This window comes from Massilia sp. 2TAF26, from assembly GCF_052115005.1.
Lineage (GTDB): Bacteria > Pseudomonadota > Gammaproteobacteria > Burkholderiales > Burkholderiaceae_D > Telluria.
Map to the genome: position 1 here is coordinate 16,199 of NZ_JBFRFV010000039.1, position 20,697 is coordinate 36,895.

Sequence of the window (20,697 nt, forward strand, 5' to 3'; positions counted from 1 at the left end):
ACGAACTCAACATGATCGATTATCTTCTCGGCGTCGACGGCGGCGGCACCGGCACGCGGGTACGCCTCGCGCGTGCGGATGCGCATCCGGGCCATCATGAACTGGCCCAGGGCGCCGGCGGCCCCTCCGGGCTGAGCCTCGGCATCCACCGCGCCTGGGACGCCGTCCAGCAGGCCGCCGGCGCCGCCTTCGCGGCCGCCGGCATCGACCAGCCCGCGCTCGAGCGCGTCGCCATCGGCCTCGGCCTGGCGGGCGTGCACAACAAGCAGTGGGCGGCCGAATTCGTGGCCGCCAATCCCGGCTACGCCGCCATCCGCCTCGAGACCGACGCCTTCACCACCCTGATGGGCGCCCACGGCGGCGCGCCCGGCGCCATCGTCGCGATCGGCACCGGCAGCGTCGGCGAAGTGCTGTTCGCGGACGGCACCCGGCGCGAAGTCGGCGGCTGGGGCTTCCCCGCCGGCGACGAAGCCAGCGGCGGCTGGATCGGCCTGCGCGCCATCGGCCACATCGAGCAGGTACTGGACGGCCGCCGCGAACCCAGCGCCTTCGCCGACAGCATCATCGAGGCTTGCGGCGGCAATCGCGACGCGATCCAGGTCTGGCTCGGCAAGGCCACCCAGACCGCCTACGCCAGCCTGGCGCCGCTGGTGCTGCAACATGGCAGCACTGAGGCGGACGATCCGGCGGCCGGCGATCCGGCGGGCGGCGATCCGGCGGCCGGCGATCCGGTGGCGCGCGCCATCCTGCTCGACGCCGGCGCCGAAGTCGCCTGCATCGCCCAGGCCCTCGACCCCGAAGGCAGGCTGCCGCTGGCCCTGTGCGGCGGCCTCGGTGCGGCCCTGCGCGACTTCCTCCCCTCCGGCCTGCTGGCGCGCACCACGCCGCCGCAGGGCGATTCCGCGGCCGGCGCGCTGCGCATGATTCAGCTTCATATTGCAAGGAACCACAGCCAATGAAAGGCAATATCCTCACTCCCGGCGGCTGGATCCGCGGCGAAATCCGCCTGGCCGACGCCGAACCCAACACCATCGCCGCCATCGACGGCCAGGCGGCCGATCCCTCGTCCAACGGCGACGACTACATCCTGCCCGGCTTCATCGACCTGCACGTCCACGGCGGCGCCGGCCGCGACATGATGGAGGGCGGCGACGCCCCGCACGTGATCGCCCGCCTGCATGCGAAGCACGGCACGACGAGCCTGCTGGCCACCACCATGACCGCCCCGGTCGAGGACATCGAACGCGCCCTCGCCGCCATCGGCGGTGCCTGCAAGGAGCGCGGCAAGGACGAAGCCCGCATCCTCGGCGTCCACCTCGAAGGCCCCTACATCAACTCGGGCAAGCTGGGCGCCCAGCCGCCGTTCGCGCGCGAAGCCTCGATGATTGAAGTCAACCGCTTCAATGGCCAGGCGCCGATGCGCCTGATTACCGTGGCGCCCGAGGTCGACGGCCACCTGGCGCTCGTCAGGCAGATGGCGGACGCCGGCATCCGCGTGCAGATCGGCCATACCACCGGCTCGTATGAAGACGGCGTCAAGGCGCTGGAGAACGGCGCGGCCGGCTTTACCCACCTGTTCAACGCCATGCCCGGCCTGCACCACCGCGAACCCGGCATGGCCGGCGCCGCGCTGGCGCATGCGCAGTACGCCGAGATCATCCCCGACCTGCTGCACGTGCACCCGGGCGCGATCAGGGTGGCGCTGCGTTCGATTCCGAAGCTGTTCTGCGTGACCGATTCGACCGCCGCCGCCGGCATGCCGGACGGCCAGTACATGCTGGGACGCCAGGTGGTCCATAAATGCATGGGCGGCGTGCGCCTGGCCGACGGCACCCTGGCCGGCAGCACCCTGACCATGGACCAGGCGCTGCGCAACCTGGTCTCGATCGGCCTGTCGATCGAAGACGCCTCGCGCCGCGTATCCACGAATGCCGCCGACTACCTCGGCGAAACCCGCCGCGGACGCCTGGCGCCCGGCTGCTTTGCCGACCTGGTCGTCCTCGACCGTAACTTATGCATTAAAGCTGTCTGTATCGAAGGAGAATTGTGTGAGCTCTGAACCCACCTCGCTGATGCTGGAAGAAGCCAAGTCCGCCGCCCATTGCGTCGCCCTGCAACTGTCGAACGAAGTCGATCGTTATGCGGAACTCGGCCGCCAGCTACGCGCCGCCAGCTTCAACAACGTGGTGACGGTGGCGCGCGGCAGCTCGGACCACGCCTCCAGCTACTTCGCCTACCTGACCATGGCGCGCCTGGGCCGTCTGGTGACCTCGCTGCCGATGTCGCTGGTGACCCTGTATAAATCGCCGCTGCAGACCCGGGGCACGCTGGCGGTGTCGATCTCGCAGTCGGGCCAGAGCCCGGACGTGGTCGAGCCGATCCGCTACTTCCGCGACGGCGGCGCGACGACGGTCGCGCTGGTCAACGACATCGAGTCGCCGCTGGCCAAGGCCGCCGAATGGGCGATGCCGCTGCATGCCGGCAAAGAGAAGAGCGTGGCCGCCACCAAGAGCTTCATCACCAGCCTCACCGCCGGCGCCCGCCTGGTGGCCGAATGGCAAGGTGATGCCGAGCTGAAGGACGGCCTGCGCGCCCTGCCCGACGCCCTGCAGCTTGCCACCGAGACCGATTGGTCGAAGGCGATCGAGATCCTGGCCCCGGCCCGCAACATCATGGTGGTCGGCCGCGGCATCAGCTTCCCGGTGGCGCTGGAATCGGCCCTGAAATTCAAGGAGACCTCGGCCCTGCAGGCGGAAGCCTTCTCCGGCGCCGAGATCAAGCACGGCCCGATGGCGCTGATCGAGGAAGGCTATCCCCTGCTGATCTTCGCGACCCGCGGCCCTGCCCAGGCTGGCCTGGTGGCGCTGGCCGAAGAGATGCGCGGACGCGGCGCGCGCGTGCTGCTGGCGGCGCCGCAGGACGTGGCCGGCCGCGACCTCGACCTGCCGGTGGCGTCGACCCCGGACCTCGACCCGATCGTGGCGATCCAGGCCTTCTACGTGATGGCGGCTGGCCTGGCGAAGGCGCGCGGCCTGAACCCGGACCAGCCGCGCCACCTCAGCAAAGTCACCAGGACCAACTAAGCGCATCATGAACGATTACCGCAAACTCGCCGGCCAGCTGATCATGATCCGGCTGTTCGGCACGGACCTGGATGCGGACACCGCCGCCTTCATCCGCGAGAACGCCATCCGCGGCGCCTGCCTGTTCCGCCAGAACATGACGGACGCGGCGCAACTCACCGGTTTCAATACCGATCTGCGTGAAGCGATGGGCCCGGCCGCCCTCATCGCCCTCGACCAGGAAGGCGGCGCCGTGGTGCGCTCGCTGTGGGTGCCGCCGCCGCCGTCGGCGATGGCGCTGGGCGCGGCCAACGATACGATGCTGGCGAAGGAAGTCGGTGCCGCCGTCGCCCGCGCCGTGAAGTCCATGGGCTTCAACTGGAACTTCGCGCCGGTGCTGGACCTGAACAACAACCCGCTGAACCCGGTCATCGCCGAGCGCTCCTTCGGCGCCGATCCGGAACGCGCGGCCGAGCTGGCGATGGCCTGGATGGACGGCAGCGAATCCGAGGGCGTGGCCTGCTGCGTCAAGCACTTCCCCGGCCATGGCGACACCCACGTCGACTCGCACCGCGACCTGCCGCAAGTCGACAAGGAACTGGCGGAGCTCGAGCGTTTCGAGTTCGCGCCCTTCCGCGCCGCCGCGCCGCACGCGCCGGCCGTCATGACCGCCCACATCGTCTACCCGGCGTTGGATCCGCACAACCCGGCCACCATGTCGCGCGCCATCCTGACGGACCTGCTGCGCGAGAAGATGGGCTATCAGGGCGTGATCATCACCGACGGCATGGACATGCACGCGATCGCGCACCGCTACAGCGCCGGCCAGGCCGCCGTGAATGCGCTGGTGGCCGGCGCCGACATGGTGATGGCGATCGGCAGCCGCGAGACCCAGCAGGAGACCCTGGACGCGATCGCCGCCGCGATTGCCGACGGCACCCTGTCCCTGGCGGAGGTGCAGGCCCGGCTGGACCGCCTGGACAAGCTGGCGCAGGCGCATCCGGCCGGCAGCGTCCCCTACGCCCTTGACGCGGCGGACCGCGCCCTGATGGCGCGCGCCTGGCGCCGCGCCCTCACCGCACGCGGGACGCCATCCCGTCCGGCTCCCGGCAGCAAGATCCGCCTGGTCGCGCGCCAGGACGTGGTCAGCGACGGCGTGTCGGAAGCCGGCGTGCCGGCGGCGAACATCGCCGCCTCGCTCGGCAAGCTGTACGAGGTCGAGCTGCTGACCTTTGCCGATCCGGAAGCCTTCGACTGGCAGGCGCTGCCGCAGGACGGCCGCTTCACGGTGCTGGCCTCGACTTCGCGCCGCCGCTACGGCCCGCACGCACGCGCCAGCTGGACACCCGACCTCCACCTCGCGCTGTGGAATCCCTACCAGGCGCTGGACTTCGGCGCCCCGGCCCTGATGACCTACGGCTTCGCGCCGCCGGCGCTGGAAGCCGTGAATGCCTGGCTGGCCGGAGAGATCGAGGCAGAGGGCGTGTGCCCAGTGCCTGGCTTCTAAAGCTTGCCTTTATGCATCTGACGTAACCCATTGTAACGACGCGCTTGCCGCAGCCCGGCCTGCGGCACAATTGTCCGGCCCCCTTATTCCAGTTTGTGGGACAATGCACGCTTTGTCCGAGTTACCAAAAGAGAAGGATTATTCATGTCCCAATTCCGTTTTGCCCGCCTTGCCCTGATGCTGGCCGCTATCGGCCTGAACGCTGCACCGGCACTCACGCACAGCGCCTACGCGCAAGACAAGAACGATCAGGCAGCCGCCGCACAGCCGAAGCCGGACACCGTCCGCCCGGACTTGTTCAAGCTGCTCGACTCGGCCCAGATCAAGCCGCTGATGGACGCGAAGAACTACACCGAAGTCCAGAACCGCATTGCCCAGGCCGAGGCCTTCCCGGACAAGACCCCGTATGAAACCTATGTGCTGAACCGCCTGAAGCTGTCGCTGGCAACCGCCACCAACAACGACCAGGCGTCGATCGCGGCCCTGGAAGCCATCCTGGCCTCGGGCAAGCTGCCGGCAGCCGACAAGCCCCAGTTCACCCAGGCCCTGGCCGGCATGTACTACAACGCCAAGAACTATCCGAAGGCGATCGAGTGGTTCAAGCGCTTCCAGGAAGAGAACCCGAATTCGGACGCCGCCACCGCGCCGCTGATCCGTTCCTACTACCTGAGCAACGACTTCGCCGGCGCGATGAAGCTGCTGCGTCCGCAGCTGGAAGCCGCCGCAAAAGCCGGCAAGACGCCGTCGAACGAAGACCTGCGCCTGTACGCCTCGGCCGCCAACCGCGTCAAGGATGATGCCGCCTACCTGTACGGCCTCGAGCAGCTGATCACCTACTATCCGAACGATGACTACTGGATGGACGTGATCAGCCGCGGCATCGTGCGCAAGCCGGGCTTCCAGGAAGCCAACATCACCGACGTCCTGCGCCTCGAATTCGCGGCCGTCAAAGTCATGACGCCGGAGATGTACAACGAACTGGCCGAGCTGGCGCTGAAGGATGGTTTCCCGACCGAAGCCAAGAAGGTCGTGGACGCGGGCTACGCCGCCGGCGCACTGGGCACCGGCAGCGCCGCCGCCCAGCACCGCCAGCTGCGCGACCGCGCCACCAGGGAAGCCGCCAACGATGCCAAGAACATCGCCTCGGGCGAAGCCTCGGCCGCCAAGTCGAAGACCGGCGCCGGCCTGGTCAACCTGGGCTGGGCCTACGTGACCATGGACCAGTTCGACAAGGGCATCGGCTTCATCGAACAGGGTATCGCCAAGGGTGGCCTGAAGTCGCCTGACGAAGCCAAGCTGCGCCTGGGCATGGCCTACATGCGCGCCGGCCAGAAGGACAAGGCGATTGCAACCTTCCAGTCCGTGAAAGCGGGCGGCGGCCTGTCCGACGCCGCCAAGTACTTCATCGTGCTGGCGAATCACCCTAACCCGGGCGGCAACAACAAGTAATCCACGATACGGCGCGCATGCGGTTGACGCCGGAAGGCGGTGCGGTCCCCGGGGCCGTACCGCCTTTTTCGTTTCAGCGTTAGCTGGCGTACCGGCCCGGCCATGACCGCGGTCCATAATCCGATGGACATCATTCCGGGGACCGCTCATGACCACCGTACGCAAGGGCCAGGCGCCCGCCAAGCTCGACCGCGACGAATTCCGCCTGCGCTTCTCGCGCAACTTCTTCGATCCCCTCTACGAAAACGTCGGCCACGAACTGGCGGCCGTCGAGGAAATCGCCTGGCAGGCCTATACCGGCTCGCACAAGGCGCCGGTGACGGTGAAGGCGGGACCGGGCTATGCCGACCCGGACTACGATCTCTCGGTCGAGTGGAAGGACGCCCACGACCGCCTGCTGGCCGCCGAGGCGAAGCAGAAGGATCCGAACACGCTCAGCCGCATCCTGCTGATCAACGGCGCGGCGCGCAACGACGGCAGTTGCCCCAGCGAGATTTCGAAGACCTGGCGCCTGGCCAGGATGTGCGAAGAAGTCCTGCTGGCCGAAGGCTTCGATACCGACCTGCTCGACCTGTCCCGCATCATTTCCGACTTCGACCGCCACATCCATCCCTGTAAAGCCTGCGTGTCCACGGCGATGCCGCTATGCCACTGGCCCTGCAGCTGCTACCCGAACCACTCGCTGCACCAGAACAACGACTGGATGAACGAGATCTACGAGAAATGGGTATCGGCCCACGGCATCATCATCCTGACCCCGGTCTACTGGTACCAGTCGCCCTCGGTGCTGAAGCTGATGATCGACCGCCTGGTCTGCGCCGACGGCGGCAATCCCGACCCCAGTTCGACCCACGGCAAGGAAGCCGGGGAAGCCAAGGAACTCGAGAAGAACTGGGACTATCCGAAACACCTGGCCGGCCGCGCCTACGGCCTGGTGGTGCATGGCGACGTTGCCGGCATTGAGGGCACGCGCCGCTCGCTGTCCGACTGGCTGGACTGGATGGGGCTGATCTCGTCGAGTCCCACTGCCCTGCTCGACCGCTTCGTCGGCTATTACGAATCCTATGCCGACAGCCACGAGACCCTCGACCGCGACACCGCCTTCCAGGAGGAAGTGCGCAACGTGGCGCGCGCGGTGGGCATGGCGGTGCGCGACATCCGCTCGGGCAAGCGGGTAGAGGCCGACCGCGGATTGCGGAATCCGCGCCCGAAATAGCCTTCTCGGCAAGCGGTCTTTTTTTGGTATTATCGGCGGATTCACACAGACCTTTCGCCGCATGTCCTCTCTCGCGCAGTTGATGCACCACCTTTCCGCCACCAGCAACCTGCCGCTCTACCAGCAGTTGCAGCGCGCCCTGCGCGAAGCGATCGACCGCGGCCTCTACGGCCCGGCCGAGGCACTGCCGGCGGAGCGCCAGCTGGCGTCCGAACTGGACATTTCGCGCATCACGGTGCGCAAGGCGATCGACGGCCTGGTCGAGGAAGGTTTACTGGTACGCCGCCCGGGATCGGGCAACTTCATCAATACCCGTATCGAGAAGAATTTCGCCAAGCTGACCTCGTTCTCCGAAGACATGCGCTCGCGCGGACGCACGCCGCGCAGCGTCTGGCTGAAACGTTCGGAAGGGACGGTCACGCCGGAAGAGGCGCTGCGCCTGCGGCTGTCGCCGGGCGCCGCGGTGTACCGCTTCAACCGCATTCGCTACGCCGACGACATGCCGATGTGCCTGGAATACGCGACCATCGCCGCCTCCGCCCTGCCCTCGCTGGATGCGGTCGACACCTCGATGTACGAGGCGCTGGAAGCGGCCGGCAAGCGCCCGGTGCGGGCGCTGCAGAGATTGTCGGCCCTGCTGCTGAATGCAGAGCAGGCCAAGCTGCTGCAGTCGAAGGAAGGCGATGCCGGGCTGTGCGTGGAACGGCTGGGCTTCTTGCCGGACGGGCAGGCGGTGGAGTTTTGCCGTTCCTATTTCCGCGGCGATATGTACGATTTCGTGGCGGAGTTGAGCGCGACGTGAGGTGCGGCGTGGTGTGCGACGCCCCCACGTCCGCGCATCGAATTACATCGCGGTCAGGCCGCCATCGATGGCCAATTGATGACCGGTAACGAAGGACGCCTGCTCCGAACACAGCCACAAAGCCGCGCTGGCGATTTCCGCCGGCTCGGCGATGCGCCCCATCGGGTGGGCCGCCTTCAGCTTCCTGTCGCGGCCCGGTTCGCGCTCGAGCATGCGGGCCAGCATCGGGGTCTTGACGGCGCCCGGGCACAGGCTGTTCACGCGGATGCCGGATTTGGCGTATTCCACGGCCGCGGTCCTGGTCAGGCCGACCACGGCATGTTTGGAGGCCGCGTAGATGGCGCGGTTCGGCGCCGCCACCAGGCCGCCGGCGTCGGCCACGTTGCAGATGACGCCGCCGCCTTCCTGGTTCAGCATCTGGCGCAGCTGGCTCTTCATGCACAGCCAGACGCCCTTGACGTTGACGTTCATGATGCGCTCGAACTGCTCGTCGTCGCCTTCGGCCAGCGGCAGGGATTCTTCCTCGATGCCGGCGCCGTTGACGGCGACGTCGATGCGGCCGTAGTGCGAAACCGCCTTGTCGATCAGCGCTTCGACCTCCTGCGCGACCGTTACATTCGTTTTAACAAATAAAGCCTTGCCGCCCGCTTCGACGATCAAGGCGGCGGTCATGTGGCCGCCGTCGATGGAAGTATCCGCGACGACCACGCAGGCGCCCGCGCGTCCGAATGCGAGCGCCATCGCGCGTCCCAGGCCACTGGACGCGCCGGTTACCAGCACAACCTTGCCGGCGTAAGAGATCCCGCTCGGCGGTGGTTTGGTCATGCCCTTCATGATGCATCCTTCACAATATCTTGGCGCAATGTTTGCTGCCTACTAGAAACACTGCCAGCAGGCAACATCATAGCGCCCGCACCGGGCATTGACCAAGTATCTCAACCATTTCTTTAAATTCTAAACGGCTGAGTGTTGCATTCATGCGCCCCCTCGGGCCCGCGCAGGCCCGCTCAGGCCCATTTAAGCCCAGACTACTTTGCCGGCTTGGCCTTGGCCTGGTCGCCGGCCATGACGACCGACAATTTCGCCGGGTCGATGGCCTTGCGGAAGGCAGCGTTCAGCTGGGGCAAGGTGACGGCCATCATGCGTTTTTCGAAATCGGCCGACCATTCATAGGTCTTGTCGCGGTACAGGTAGGACGTCCAGCCGGCCGCCAGCGTGCCGTCGTCGGCGCGGTTCTGGACCCTCTGTTGCATGAGACCGGATTTGGCCCCGGCGAGTTCCGCAGCAGTGAAGCCATCCTTGAGCGCGCGCGCCAGCTCCTCGCGCACGGCGACGTCGACCTTGGCCAGGTTCTGCGGCGCGGCGATGGCGCTGATGCCGAACATGCCGGCGCGGTCCCACTCGCCCGCCGACAGCTGGGTGCCGCCGCCATAGGACAGGCCCTCCTTCTGGCGGATGCGGTCCAGCAGGCGCGATTTCAGTCCGCCGCCACCGCCGAAGATGTAATCGGCCAGCATCAGCGCCGGGTAGTCGGGATCGTCGACGTTTAGGTCGAGATTCATACGCGCGGCGTAGAACCCGTTCTCCTTGTCGGGCGCGTTCAACGTTTCATGTATGGGCTTGATGTCCGCATACTTGCGCAGCACGGGCGCCACGTGCATTGGCGCCTTCCACTGTCCGAACAGCTGGTCGACCAGGGGCACGACGGCCTTGTCGTCGAAGTCGCCGACGATGGCCAGCTCGGCCGGATTGCTGCCGTAGTAGTCGCGGTGGAAGGCCTTCAACTGGTCCAGGGTCGCAGCCTTGATGTCGGCGATGTCCTCGTCGAGCGTGGTCTCGTGGCGGACGTCGCCCTTCGGATAGATGTCGAAATGCTCGTTCAGGGCGCGCGAGGCCAGGTTCGGCGGTTCGGCGCGGCTGGCCTCCAGGGCCACCAGCGACTGCTGCCGCAGCTGCTCGAACTCGGCCGCCGGGAAGCTCGGCTCCTTCAGCACGTGGGCCACCAGCTTCAAGGCTTCCGGCAGGTTCTCGCGGGTGGTCTGGAAATGGGTCAGGCCGCCGGCCACCTTCAGCTTTTCGAAAGCGTCGGCCAGCTGCACGCGGTCATACCTGGTCGTGCCGCGGGTCAGCATCGCCGCCGTCAGGCCCGGCACCGCGCCCTTGCCGAACAGGTTCTGCTCGTCGCCGAAGTGCTGGCGCAGGTCGACCGTGACGGTCTGGCCGCGGTTCTTCTTCGCCAGCAAGGCCAGCTTGACGCCGCCCGCCGTGGTGAGCGTCGTGCGCTTCATGATGTTGGCCTGGCTCGGCTCGAAGTCCTCGGCGCTCAGGGTCGAGGCTTGCGGCTTGAAGTCCTTCAGCAGGCTTTCCACGCTGGGCGCCGGCGGGATCACGGCGCGCTGCGCTTGATCGTCCGGCAGGAAGGTGCCGGTGATGCGGTTGTCGCGCTTGAAGTAGCGGGCCGACACTTCTGCGACCTGCTGGGCCGTGACCTTCTCGATCTTGTCGCGTCCGACGAAGAACAGGCGCCAGTCGCCCAGGGCGATGGTGTCGGACAGCGCGACGCCCACCTGCTGCGGGTCGTTCAGGCTGCGCTCGATGCTGTTCAGGTAGGACAGCCTGGTGCGCTGCATCTCCTCGGGCGTGGGCGGATGCTTGCTGAAATCCTCGACCGCTTCCGTGAGTGCAGCGCGTACCGGCTCGATCGGCTCGCCCTTCTTCACCACGGCGCCGAAGTACTGCAGGCCCGGCGCGTAACCGGTCTGGGCGAAGGAAAACACCTGGCTGGCCTTGCCGGTCTCGACCAGCAGCTTGTGCAGGCGGCCGGTCGGCACGTCGCCGAGGATGGTCGAGGAGAAGCTCAGCACATCGCTGTCGTCGTGCAGGCCGGACGGCACGTGGTAGGCCACGGCGACGATCTGGACGTCGCCCTGGCGCCGCACGGTGAAGCTGCGGTCGCCGTCCTGGGTCGGCTCGACGGTCCAGAATTCCGGCAGCGTGCGCTTGGGTTTCGGGATCGCGCCGAACAGCTTGCTGATCGAGCGCAGGGTCTGGCTGGGGTCGAACTTGCCGGCCACCAACAGCACGGCATTGTCCGGCTGGTAATAAGTGCGATAGAAATTCTGCAGGTTCGAGATCTTGACGTTCTCGATGTCGCTCTTGTTGCCGATGGTTGCGCGGCCATAGGCGTGCCAGTCGTAGGCGACGCTCTGCATGCGCTTCATCAGCACCGCGCCGGGCGAGTTCTCGCCATTCTCGTATTCGTTGCGCACGACCGTCATCTCGGAATCGAGGTCCTTCCTGGCGATGAAGGAATGGGTCATGCGGTCGGCTTCCATCTCCAGCGCCCACTGGAGGTTTTCCGGCGAGGCCTGGAAGACTTCGTAATAATTGGTGCGGTCCAGCGAGGTGGTGCCGTTGAACTGCATGCCGCGGTTGGAGAATTGCTGGACGATGTCGCTGTGCCTGGCCGCGCCCTTGAACATCAGATGCTCCAGCAGGTGGGCCATGCCGGTTTCGCCGTAGTTCTCGTGGCGCGAGCCGACCAGGTAGGTGACGTTGACGGTGACGGTCGGGCGCGAGGAATCCGGGAACAGCAGCACCTTCAGGCCGTTCGGCAGCCGGTATTCGGTGATGCCCTCGACCGAGGGCCCCTGCACCACGCCTTTCGGCCGGGCCGCGATCGGCGGGGCCGCGTTCGCCGGCGCACTGGGCGCCAGCTGGGACCAGGCCGGCGCGGCGGCCACGAAGGCCAGGCCGCCGACGATCACATATGCGGCCACGCCGCGCTGCAGGAAGCTCGAGCTCATGTCACCCCGTCTGTCAGTATCTGTCTGTCATGTCTGCCGCACAAGGCTTGCGCGACAGCACAGCATGGTAACAGAGGCCGACTTAGGGCTGGCTTACCGCTTGTCAACGTCGAGTCCCCTGTCGGTTAGTTGCAGATTACCGGGAACTGAGCAGGCCTCGCAGGCCGGTTTTTACTGCCGGGCCCGCCTTTCGTGCTGTTGCTGGTAGGGACTGATGCGCGACAGCTCTTCCATCTCCTCGGCCAGGAAGGTCAGGAGATCGTCGGCGCTGACGATGCCGGCCAGCGTCCCGCTGTCGGACACGACCGGCACGCGCCGGATGCCGCGCAGGCGCATGCGCTCGATGGTGGCGTAGATGTCGTCGTTTTCGCCGGCGGTGAGCAGGTCGTCGGTCATGATGTCGCCCACTTGCAGGCCGAGGGGATCGAGGCCGAGGGCGATGACGGAAACCACGATGTCGCGGTCGGTGACGATGCCGACGGGTATGCGCTCGCCGTCCGGCTCGTCGACCACGATGAGGTCGCCGACATGGTGCTTGCGCATGAGGAAGGCCGCACCTTGCACGCTCTCGTCGCGGGAGCAGCAGACGGTGTCCGTAGTGCTGAGCTTGCCGACTTCCATGGCATCCTCCGTCTTCAAGCGCTCATTCTAGCACCGCAAATCAGGAATAGGATACCGAGCGCCTGAGAAAGCGCCCCGGGCAAGGCGCGCGGACGAAGACAGTACGCAAGCACGGCGAGCCGGCGCAACGCCGCCATGGCGGCCTTATCAGGCGCTCGGCTTCTTTTCGCCCGGCGGCGGGACGTAGCAGGCGTCGACCATCTGCAGGTCGTTGTCCTTGGCAAAGTTCACCACGAAGTGGTAAGCCAGGGGCTCGACATTCTTGAGGGCGTTATTGACCACCACGGACTTGACGCCGTTGACGATGGTCGGATGGACGTAGGGAGAGAACTTCAAGTGGGCATTCGGTCCGCCGCTGCCCGCCGGCCGGAAGCACGACATGACACCGCACAGACGCTCTGCCCAGTCACTCGGGCGGAACTGCCTGCCCTTACTCGTTACGCCGAGAATGAAGAATTCGTCGGCGTGTTCTTTCCCGGTTTGCGGTAAATCGGCCATAGTGCGGCTTACTGAAACATGAAGCGTGGATGAGAACAACCCCAGTATTATATCTTATAGAAGACCTGCGGACGAGACTTTACAGCCTCGTCCTCTTCCGGGAGTGTTCAACCAAGCAAGACCGCGCCGGAAAGCAGGAGCAGGAGCAGCATCCATAATAACAGCGCACGCCAGACCAGGCCGACGGTGCTCTGTAGTGCGCGCACGTTCGGCTCCTCGCCCGGCAGCACATCGGCCTCGCTGTCGGAGAGGTCGACGGTGGCGGCGTCCGCCGGCAGGACCCGGGGCGCGGTCTCGTTCGGCGAGCCGAGGCGCACGCCCATGGCGCCGCCGCCGGCCGCCAGGATGATGCCCTTCGACTCGTCGGCCCAGCGGCCGGCAAAATTGCGCCAGGCATAGATCGCGTCCTCGAAATTGCCGACCACGGCGAAGGCGATCGCCGTCAGCCGCACCGGAATCCAGTCGATCCAGTAAAAAGCGCGGGCCGCGAACTGGCCGAAGGCCTCGTTGCGCATGTGGTCGGGCTCGTTCCAGGCGCGAGCCAGGTATTCGGACACGCGGTACATCACGGCGCAGGCCGGGCCCAGCGGCATCAGGAACCAGAAGAACACGCCGAACACGTTGCGGTGGGTCGTGATCAGCGATTTCTCGACGGCCAGGCGGGCGATCTCGGTACTGTCCATGCCGACCGTGTCGACCTTGGTCCATTCGGCAAGCAGGGTGCGCGCGGTGGGCTCGTCGCCGGCGTTCAGGGCGAACTGGATCGAGGTGAAGTAATGGCTGTAATGGCGGAAACCGAGGGTCAGGTAGACGATCAGCACGTTCCAGGCAAAGGCCGCGAACACGAAGCCGTAGTACATCAGCACCCAGTAGATGACGGCGGTCGGCACCATCAGGATGCCCATCATCAGGAACCAGCCCAGCCGGCCATGGCTCACCTGGCCGGCATTGAACCAGGCTTCGATGCGCATGGCGAAGCGCTTGATCTCGGCGTAGATCTGGTTATCCGCGCGCAGCGGCTTCAACTGCTCGATCAGCAGCGCGCACAGAATAGAGAAAAAGGTCATTCACGTTCCTTTGAATTGTTGCCAGACTTCATTGCCCGCTACGATAGCGCAGTGGACGCAATCAATCAAATACGGATCCGCTGAATTTTTAAGCTCGCAGCAAATGGAACAGGTTGCGCAGCATGCCGGCCGTCGCGCCCCAGATAAAGAAGCGCTCGTAAGGCATGGCGTAGAAGCTGCGCCTGCCCGCCCCTTCCGGCAGCTCGAAAGACATGCGCTGGTGGTTCATGCCGTCCATCAGGAAGGACAGCGGCACTTCGAAGATCTCGGCGACCTCATTCGATTCCGCGATCAGTTCGAAGGGCGGCGTGACCAGGCCGATCACCGGCGTCACCAGGTAGCTGGAGGCGGTGATGTGGTCGGGCAGCACGCCGATGATCTCGACGTGGCGGCGCGCCAGGCCGATCTCTTCCTCGGTTTCGCGCAGGGCGGTTTCGATGGACGAGGAATCCAGCTCTTCGGCGCTGCCGCCGGGAAAGCTGATCTGGCCGCCATGGTTGTTCAGGTGGGCGGTGCGCTGGGTCAGCAGGACCGTCAGGCCCTCGGGGCGCTGGACGATGGGCACCAGCACGGCGGCGCGGCGCAGCTTGGGGAAGCGCTCGCGCAAGTCGTTCGGCAGCTCGGGCATCCACGCCGGCGGATGGGCCAGGCGCTGGCGCAGCCAGTCGGCGCGCAGGCGCTCAGGCGGCAGCGCGGCTTCGCCGGCGATCGAGTCGACGGGCAGGCGCTGGGGATCGAGATGCAGTTTTACCAAAAGGCTTCTCCGGAAAAGAAAAAGGCATCCCTGCGGATGCCTTTTTCAAGCTACTAACGCTATTACTGAGCGGCAGCGGCGGTCTTGCGGGTCGGCAGTTTCTCTTTGATACGTGCCGATTTGCCCGAACGCTCACGCAGATAGTACAGCTTCGCACGGCGCACATCACCACGACGCTTCACTTCGATCGAAGCGATCAGCGGCGAGTACAGCTGGAAGGTACGCTCGACGCCTTCGCCCGACGAGATCTTACGAACGATGAAGTTCGAGTTCAGGCCGCGGTTACGACGCGAGATGACCACGCCTTCGTATGCCTGGGCGCGCTTGCGGTTGCCTTCGACGACGTTGACGCTGACGACAACGGTGTCGCCCGGTGCGAAATCAGGGATATTGCGGCCGAGGCGCGCAATTTCTTCTTGCTCGAGTTGCTGGATCAGATCCATTTTTAACACTCCAATGACCATCGTGCCGGCGCTGTACCAGGTTGCCCGGTAGAGGATGGAATTAAAACATGCGGGTTGTACTACCCGCCGTTGCACCAACATGATGCAATTCTATTCGGCAGCCTTGTCCAGCCCTGCCAGGAACTTCTCGTCGGCCTTGCTCAACTGACCGGCGCTGCGCGCCTTGTCCAGCAGATCGGGCCGTTTCTTCGCGGTCGCCTCCAGCATGCGCTGGCGACGCCACTTCATGATCTCTGCGTGGTTGCCACCCATCAGCACGGGCGGCACGGCCACGCCTTCATACACTTCCGGACGCGTGTAATGCGGCGAATCCAGCAGGCCGTTGACGAAGCTGTCTTCGACCGCCGAGGCATCGTCGCCCAGCACGCCCGGGATGTGGCGCACCACGGCATCCATCAGCGCCATCGCCGGCAATTCTCCGCCGGACAGCACGAAGTCGCCCAGCGAAATCTCTTCATCGACGCAACGGTCCAGCAGGCGCTGGTCGACCGCTTCGTAGCGGCCGCACAGCACGACCAGGCCGGGCTCGTCCTTCAGCGCCATCACGCGCTCGTGCGTCAGCGGCTTGCCCTGCGGCGACATGAACACCACGCGCGGCGCCGGCAGGCCGAGGTCGATCTGGCGCTGCTTTGCCGCGGCGATCGTCGCTTCGAGGGGCCTGGCCAGCATCACCATGCCGGGACCGCCGCCATAGGGGCGATCGTCCACGGTGCGGTGGCGGTCCTGCGTGAAATCGCGCGGATTCCAGATCGACAGGTTCCACAAGCCCTGCTCGTGCGCGCGCCGGGTCACACCCGACTGCGTCAGAGCGGCAAACATCTCGGGAAACAAGCTCACGACGTCAAACTGCATCGGGATCTCGCTTCAGAAGGATGGGGTCAATAATCCAGGCCCCAGTCCAGGGTAATCAGTCTTGCCTTCAGGTCGACGGTCTTGACGTACTGGTCCACGAAAGGCACCAGGCGCTCTTCAGGCTTGGCGTCGGGCATATCCGGATTCAGGTCCGGCACGATGCGCAGGATGGACTGCGGACCGTTGCTCATCATGTCGGCAATCTTCCCGAGGGCTTCGCCCTGCAGGTTCACGGCATCCAGGCCGATCAGGTCCGACCAGTAGTATTCGTCTTCCGGCAGTTCCGGAAAATCCGCCCGCGACACCTGCACCGTGGCACCCTTCAGGGCCTCGGCGAGACTGCGGTCGGTGACATCGACCAGGGTGGCGGTCACATCGCCACTATGGTACTTCGCGCTGCGCACCTGCACGGGACGCAGCGCCGGCTTGTCGAGCCACCAGGTTTTCACGTTCAGCAGCGCATCGGCATCCGCCGAGTACGGCGCGATGCGGATGCCACCCCGGATCCCGTAGGCGCCGGTGATGTGCCCGACCTGTACCAGGTCGTCAGGGATTGCTATTGAATCGGTCAAACCAGTAAAACTTTCGCAGACTTGGTAATTAGTGCGGGGACTAATTACGCAGCGACTTGCTGGCCAGCGACCAGGCGAGCAACGGTCGGCGACAGTTGTGCGCCAACGCCTTGCCAGTAAGCCAGACGGTCAGCGGTGATGTTCAGGCCAACTTCCTTGCCCGAAGCCATCGGGTTGTAGTAGCCGATGCGCTCGATGAAACGGCCATCGCGACGGTTGCGCGAGTCGGTTGCAACGATGTTGTAGAACGGGCGCTTCTTGGCACCACCACGAGCTAAACGAATAACGACCATAATATTTCCAAAAAATTGTGCTGGACGGAGAAAGCCGACGATTATAGCGCGCCGCGCCGTGCCTCAGCAAGCGTTTGTCAAAAAACTAAAAACCCGGCGCGCAGACCGGCCGAATCCAGCATTATCGCCTATTTTTCCCAACAACGCTACATCGACGGCTGCCCGGCGCCTGGCAAGCGCCGCCGAAAGCCACGAAAAATGCTGCTTCCGCGGCCGTTTTGGACGATACTTCAATCTTTCCTTTTCACAACAACAAGCCGAGTCCAGCAGTCGATGTCGAACCACAAGAACAAGACCCTCGCCACCGCCCTCGCCTTCCTCCTCGGCGGCCTCGGCGTCCACCGTTTCTATCTGCGCGGCAGCGTCGACCGGCTCGGCCTGCTGCACGTCTGCAGCCTGCCCGTCGCCGGCCTGGTCTACGGCGTGGGCCATGCGCCGAATGCCTTCTGGGTGCTGCTGCCCATCTTCATTTCCTGCATCGTCGGCTTCGTCGAAGCACTGGCGATCGGCCTCACCCCCGACGAGAAATGGGACGCGAAGTTCAACGCCTCGTCCGGCCGCGCATCGCGCTCGAACTGGCCGCTCGCGGTGCTGCTGGTGCTGACCATGCTGGTCGGCGCCACCGGCGTCATCGCGGTGCTGTCACGCCTGTTCGACCTCCTCTACACGGGCGGCGCCTACGGCTGAAGGGTGGCGGCGCCCGGCCCTCGGTCTACAGGGCGGTGGCAGCCCAGTTCCAGCGCGGCACTTCCACCGGCGGCGTACCGACGACGATCACGATCTCCTTGTGAGGCTCGAGCGTGATCGCGGCGGGATCCGTCGTCACGCGCGTGAGCTTTTCATTCTGGATCACGTAGAAGGTCGGCGTACCCGCCAGCCCGGCGACCTGGGCGGCGCTCAGCGGCTGCCCCCATAGCGAGAAGAACTGCCTCAGCGTGAAGACCTTGGGCACCGGGGTCTCGATATGGATCACTCCCGTCATGTCGTGGGTGTGCAGGTCGTAGTGGCAGCTGGTGATCCCGATGTTGGCCGGCACCTGCAGGCGCACCCCATCCCGGTAGATCGAGAGCATCGAATGGATGTGGTAGGCCTCGCTGGTGGCGCAGCCGACACCGTCGACGATCCTGGTCCCGGTGCTGGGCCAGGCCGGCCAATGGGCCTGGCTGAGGCGCTCGGCGGCGTTGATGTCGGTGTAGCCCGCCGCGAGCTTGATGTCGGGCGGCGGTGCCGGATCGGCAGGTGGCGGCGGCGTGGTCGGCGGCGGCGGCGGAGGATTGGTGGGCGGGTCGGGGATGGTCGGCGGGGTCGGCGGCAATGGGTCGGTGGCCGGCGTCGACGAGCCGCCGCCGCCACAGGCAGTCAGGGCGGACAGCGCCGCGGCGGCGATGGACAGCCGGAAACTCGTGCAGGACTGGAAAGAAACCATGGGAGCTCCTGTCGGTGGATGATCAGTTCCGATTCTGGACAGGTGGGCCCGCCGACTTTTAGGATTTCTCAAGTGCGCCGGTGTCTGGCTCAGCGCTCGGGAAGCGCGCCACAGCTTGTCGATTGGCGCCGGCGCAGGCGACAAATCAAAAAAAAGCGGCGCAAGCGCCGCCTTCGAAGCCGATGGCGCCGGGCGGCGCCGATCTCCGGTCAGAACTGCTCGACGTCCAGCGCCAGCACGCCGGCGCTGCCCTCGACGATCGCATGGCGCAGGCCGCCCGCCTGCGACAGCACGTGGTCGGCGAAGAAGCGGGAGGTGCCGATCTTGGCGCGGTAGAAGGCGGCATCGCCCTCGCCCGCGTCGAGCTTCTGCTGCGCCACCAGGGCCGCGCGCGCCATCTGCCAGCCGCCCAGCACGATGCCGGCCAGCTTCAGGTAGAGTACGCTGCCGGCGAACACGGCGCGCGGCTCGAGCCTGGTATTGGCGACCACGAAGTCGACCACCTGCTCCAGCGCAGCGCTGCCGGCCGCCAGTTGCGAACGGATGGCGGCGAAATCGGCAGAATGCGCGGCGCCCTGGCGCTCGGCCAGTGCAGCCTCGGTGGCGCGGACCTGGGCGATGATGGATTTCGCCACCGCGCCGCCGTCGCGCGCCGTCTTGCGGCCCACCAGGTCGTTGGCCTGGATCGCGGTCGTGCCTTCGTAGATGGTCAGGATCTTGGCGTCGCGGTAGTGCTGGGCCGCGCCGGTCTCTTCGATGAAGCCCATGCCGCCGTGCACCTGCACGCCGTCGCGGGCGACATTCTCGGACATCTCGGTCGACCAGCCCTTGATGACCGGGACCAGGTATTCGTAGATCGCCAGGCTGGCCTTGCGCACCGACTCGTCCGGATGGCTGTGCGCCAGGTCGCTGTAGGCCGCGCCCACATAGGCCAGCGCACGCGCCGCCTCGGTCTGCGAACGCATCGACATCAGCATGCGGCGCACGTCGGGGTGGTTGATGATGGCGACCGGGCCGCTCGAGCCTTCGACGGCGCGCGACTGCACGCGCTCTTTCGCGAAAGCGACCGCCTGCTGGTAGGCGTGCTCGGCCAGGCCGACGCCCTGCATGCCGACGCCGAAGCGGGCCGCGTTCATCATGATGAACATGTATTCGAGACCGCGGTTTTCCTCGCCCACCAGGGTGCCGATGGCGCCGCCGTGGTCGCCGAACTGCAGCACGGCCGTCGGGCTGGCCTTGATGCCCAGCTTGTGTTCGATCGAGACGCAGTGGGCGTCGTTGCGCTCGCCCAGCGAGCCGTCTTCGTTGACCAGGAACTTCGGCACGATGAACAGCGAGATCCCCTTCACGCCCGCAGGCGCATCCGGCGTGCGCGCCAGGACCAGGTGGATGATGTTCTCGGCCATGTCGTGCTCGCCGTAGGTGATGAAGATCTTGGTGCCGAAGATCTTGTAGGTGCCGTCGCCCTGGGGCACGGCGCGGGTGCGCACGGCGGCCAGGTCGGAACCGGCCTGCGGCTCGGTCAGGTTCATGGTGCCGGTCCACTTGCCGCTGATGAGCGGCTCGATGAAGCGGGCTTTCTGCTCATCGCTGCCGGCGGTCAGCAGGGCTTCGATGGCGCCGTCGGTCAGCAGCGCGACCAGGGCGAACGCCAGGTTGGCGCCGTGCAGCATCTCCACGCAGGGCGTGGCGACCAGCTTCGGCAGGCCCTGGCCGCCGAATTCCGCCGGGTGCTGCACACCCTGCCAGCCGGCTTCGGCGAAGCCGCGGAAGGCTTCCTTGAAACCCTTCGAGGTGGTGACCTGGCCGTCGTGCCAGAAGCTGGGTTCCTTGTCGCCGGAATGGTTCAGCGGGGCGACCACGCCGCCGCAGAACTTCGCGCTCTCTTCCAGCACCGCTTCGACGGTGTCCGGGGTCGCGTCTTCGCAGCCGGGCAGCTGGTTGATCTCGGCCAGGTTGGCCAGTTCGTTCACCACGAACAGCATATCTTTCAGGGGGGCGTTGTAGCTCACCGTGGTCTCCTTTGTTTCGTTTTACGTATACGTCAATTGTAGGTCGTGAAAAAGGCGGGAACCCAGGTTTTTATATGCAGCGACTGCGTCAAACGCTAGTGATACGCCACGAACTTGGGTTCCCGCCTGCGCGGGGACGACGTTGTGAGCTTAGCCCAGTTCCTTGACCAGCGCCGGCACGACCTCGAACAGGTCGCCGACGATGCCGTAATCGGCCACCGAGAAGATCGGCGCTTCCGGATCCTTGTTGATGGCGACGATGGTCTTCGAGTCCTTCATGCCGGCCAGGTGCTGGA

At 65.8% G+C, this 20,697-nt stretch carries 20 protein-coding genes and 1 pseudogene; 8 read left to right on the plus strand and 13 right to left on the minus strand.

Features of this window, described 5'->3' with window-relative positions; all coding sequences use genetic code 11:
• The first annotated feature begins 11 nt into the window (after positions 1-11).
• The 7 genes from AB4Z32_RS25155 (at position 12) to AB4Z32_RS25185 (ending at position 8,036) form a co-directional block, all read left to right on the plus strand.
• Positions 12-959, plus strand: a complete 948-nt coding sequence (locus AB4Z32_RS25155) for a BadF/BadG/BcrA/BcrD ATPase family protein (protein WP_442124595.1) — start codon at positions 12-14, stop codon at positions 957-959.
• Complete coding sequence (nagA, locus tag AB4Z32_RS25160; RefSeq protein ID WP_442124596.1) at positions 956-2,059, plus strand: N-acetylglucosamine-6-phosphate deacetylase; 1,104 nt, start codon at positions 956-958, stop codon at positions 2,057-2,059. The genes AB4Z32_RS25155 and nagA overlap by 4 nt, the downstream gene beginning before the upstream one ends.
• A 13-nt stretch (positions 2,060-2,072) precedes the next feature.
• Positions 2,073-3,083: an SIS domain-containing protein gene (locus AB4Z32_RS25165; RefSeq protein ID WP_442124612.1), complete on the plus strand. Its 1,011-nt coding sequence runs from the start codon at positions 2,073-2,075 to the stop codon at positions 3,081-3,083.
• 7 nt (positions 3,084-3,090) lie between these two features.
• Positions 3,091-4,569, plus strand: coding sequence for a beta-N-acetylhexosaminidase (gene nagZ / locus AB4Z32_RS25170; RefSeq protein WP_442124597.1), 1,479 nt, complete (start codon positions 3,091-3,093; stop codon positions 4,567-4,569).
• A gap of 144 nt (positions 4,570-4,713) precedes the next feature.
• The gene (locus AB4Z32_RS25175; RefSeq protein WP_442124598.1) at positions 4,714-6,018 is read left to right on the plus strand and encodes a tetratricopeptide repeat protein; all 1,305 of its coding nucleotides are present in this window, start codon (positions 4,714-4,716) and stop codon (positions 6,016-6,018) included.
• A 148-nt stretch (positions 6,019-6,166) separates the two neighbouring features.
• The gene (locus tag AB4Z32_RS25180) at positions 6,167-7,234 is read left to right on the plus strand and encodes a flavodoxin family protein (RefSeq protein ID WP_442124599.1); all 1,068 of its coding nucleotides are present in this window, start codon (positions 6,167-6,169) and stop codon (positions 7,232-7,234) included.
• A 61-nt stretch (positions 7,235-7,295) separates the two neighbouring features.
• A complete protein-coding gene (locus AB4Z32_RS25185) occupies positions 7,296-8,036 on the plus strand; it encodes a GntR family transcriptional regulator (RefSeq protein ID WP_442124600.1) in 741 nt (246 codons plus the stop codon).
• A gap of 42 nt (positions 8,037-8,078) precedes the next feature.
• Here the strand turns inward: AB4Z32_RS25185 and AB4Z32_RS25190 are convergent, their stop codons facing one another.
• The 10 genes from AB4Z32_RS25190 to rpsP all read right to left on the minus strand — a co-directional run bounded on the left by AB4Z32_RS25190 (position 8,079) and on the right by rpsP (position 16,963).
• Positions 8,079-8,870, minus strand: coding sequence for an SDR family oxidoreductase (locus AB4Z32_RS25190; protein ID WP_442124601.1), 792 nt, complete (start codon positions 8,868-8,870; stop codon positions 8,079-8,081).
• 194 nt (positions 8,871-9,064) lie between these two features.
• Positions 9,065-11,842 carry a M16 family metallopeptidase gene (locus AB4Z32_RS25195; protein ID WP_442124602.1) on the minus strand — a complete coding sequence of 926 codons (2,778 nt, stop codon included), beginning with the start codon at positions 11,840-11,842 and terminating at the stop codon, positions 9,065-9,067.
• 171 nt (positions 11,843-12,013) lie between these two features.
• A complete protein-coding gene (locus AB4Z32_RS25200; protein ID WP_442124603.1) occupies positions 12,014-12,481 on the minus strand; it encodes a CBS domain-containing protein in 468 nt (155 codons plus the stop codon).
• A gap of 129 nt (positions 12,482-12,610) precedes the next feature.
• A complete protein-coding gene (locus tag AB4Z32_RS25205; protein WP_442124604.1) occupies positions 12,611-12,961 on the minus strand; it encodes a DUF3579 domain-containing protein in 351 nt (116 codons plus the stop codon).
• Between the two features lie 107 nt (positions 12,962-13,068).
• Positions 13,069-14,028, minus strand: a complete 960-nt coding sequence (locus AB4Z32_RS25210) for a CobD/CbiB family protein (RefSeq protein WP_442124605.1) — start codon at positions 14,026-14,028, stop codon at positions 13,069-13,071.
• Positions 14,029-14,116: 88 nt separating this feature from the next.
• The gene (locus AB4Z32_RS25215) at positions 14,117-14,782 is read right to left on the minus strand and encodes a CoA pyrophosphatase (RefSeq protein ID WP_442124606.1); all 666 of its coding nucleotides are present in this window, start codon (positions 14,780-14,782) and stop codon (positions 14,117-14,119) included.
• 62 nt (positions 14,783-14,844) lie between these two features.
• Positions 14,845-15,225 (minus strand): 50S ribosomal protein L19, encoded by a 381-nt coding sequence (gene rplS, locus AB4Z32_RS25220; RefSeq protein ID WP_258844539.1) that lies wholly within the window; start codon positions 15,223-15,225, stop codon positions 14,845-14,847.
• Positions 15,226-15,336: 111 nt separating this feature from the next.
• Positions 15,337-16,098 carry a tRNA (guanosine(37)-N1)-methyltransferase TrmD gene (gene trmD / locus AB4Z32_RS25225; RefSeq protein ID WP_442124607.1) on the minus strand — a complete coding sequence of 254 codons (762 nt, stop codon included), beginning with the start codon at positions 16,096-16,098 and terminating at the stop codon, positions 15,337-15,339.
• A 26-nt stretch (positions 16,099-16,124) separates the two neighbouring features.
• Positions 16,125-16,658 carry a ribosome maturation factor RimM gene (gene rimM / locus AB4Z32_RS25230; RefSeq protein ID WP_442124613.1) on the minus strand — a complete coding sequence of 178 codons (534 nt, stop codon included), beginning with the start codon at positions 16,656-16,658 and terminating at the stop codon, positions 16,125-16,127.
• Positions 16,659-16,714: 56 nt separating this feature from the next.
• Positions 16,715-16,963: a 30S ribosomal protein S16 gene (gene rpsP / locus AB4Z32_RS25235; protein ID WP_442124608.1), complete on the minus strand. Its 249-nt coding sequence runs from the start codon at positions 16,961-16,963 to the stop codon at positions 16,715-16,717.
• A 273-nt stretch (positions 16,964-17,236) separates the two neighbouring features.
• Here rpsP and AB4Z32_RS25240 point away from each other — a divergent pair, with 273 nt between their 5' ends.
• Positions 17,237-17,650 carry a TM2 domain-containing protein gene (locus AB4Z32_RS25240; RefSeq protein WP_442124609.1) on the plus strand — a complete coding sequence of 138 codons (414 nt, stop codon included), beginning with the start codon at positions 17,237-17,239 and terminating at the stop codon, positions 17,648-17,650.
• Positions 17,651-17,675: 25 nt separating this feature from the next.
• Here AB4Z32_RS25240 and AB4Z32_RS25245 read toward each other — a convergent pair whose 3' ends face one another.
• The 3 genes and pseudogenes from AB4Z32_RS25245 to AB4Z32_RS25255 form a co-directional block, all read right to left on the minus strand.
• Entirely contained in the window at positions 17,676-18,389 is a 714-nt protein-coding gene (locus AB4Z32_RS25245; protein ID WP_442124610.1) for a hypothetical protein, read from the minus strand.
• Positions 18,390-18,598: 209 nt separating this feature from the next.
• A complete protein-coding gene (locus AB4Z32_RS25250; RefSeq protein WP_442124611.1) occupies positions 18,599-20,401 on the minus strand; it encodes an acyl-CoA dehydrogenase in 1,803 nt (600 codons plus the stop codon).
• Positions 20,402-20,551: 150 nt separating this feature from the next.
• Positions 20,552-20,697: pseudogene (locus AB4Z32_RS25255) on the minus strand (electron transfer flavoprotein subunit alpha/FixB family protein); the annotation flags it as partial.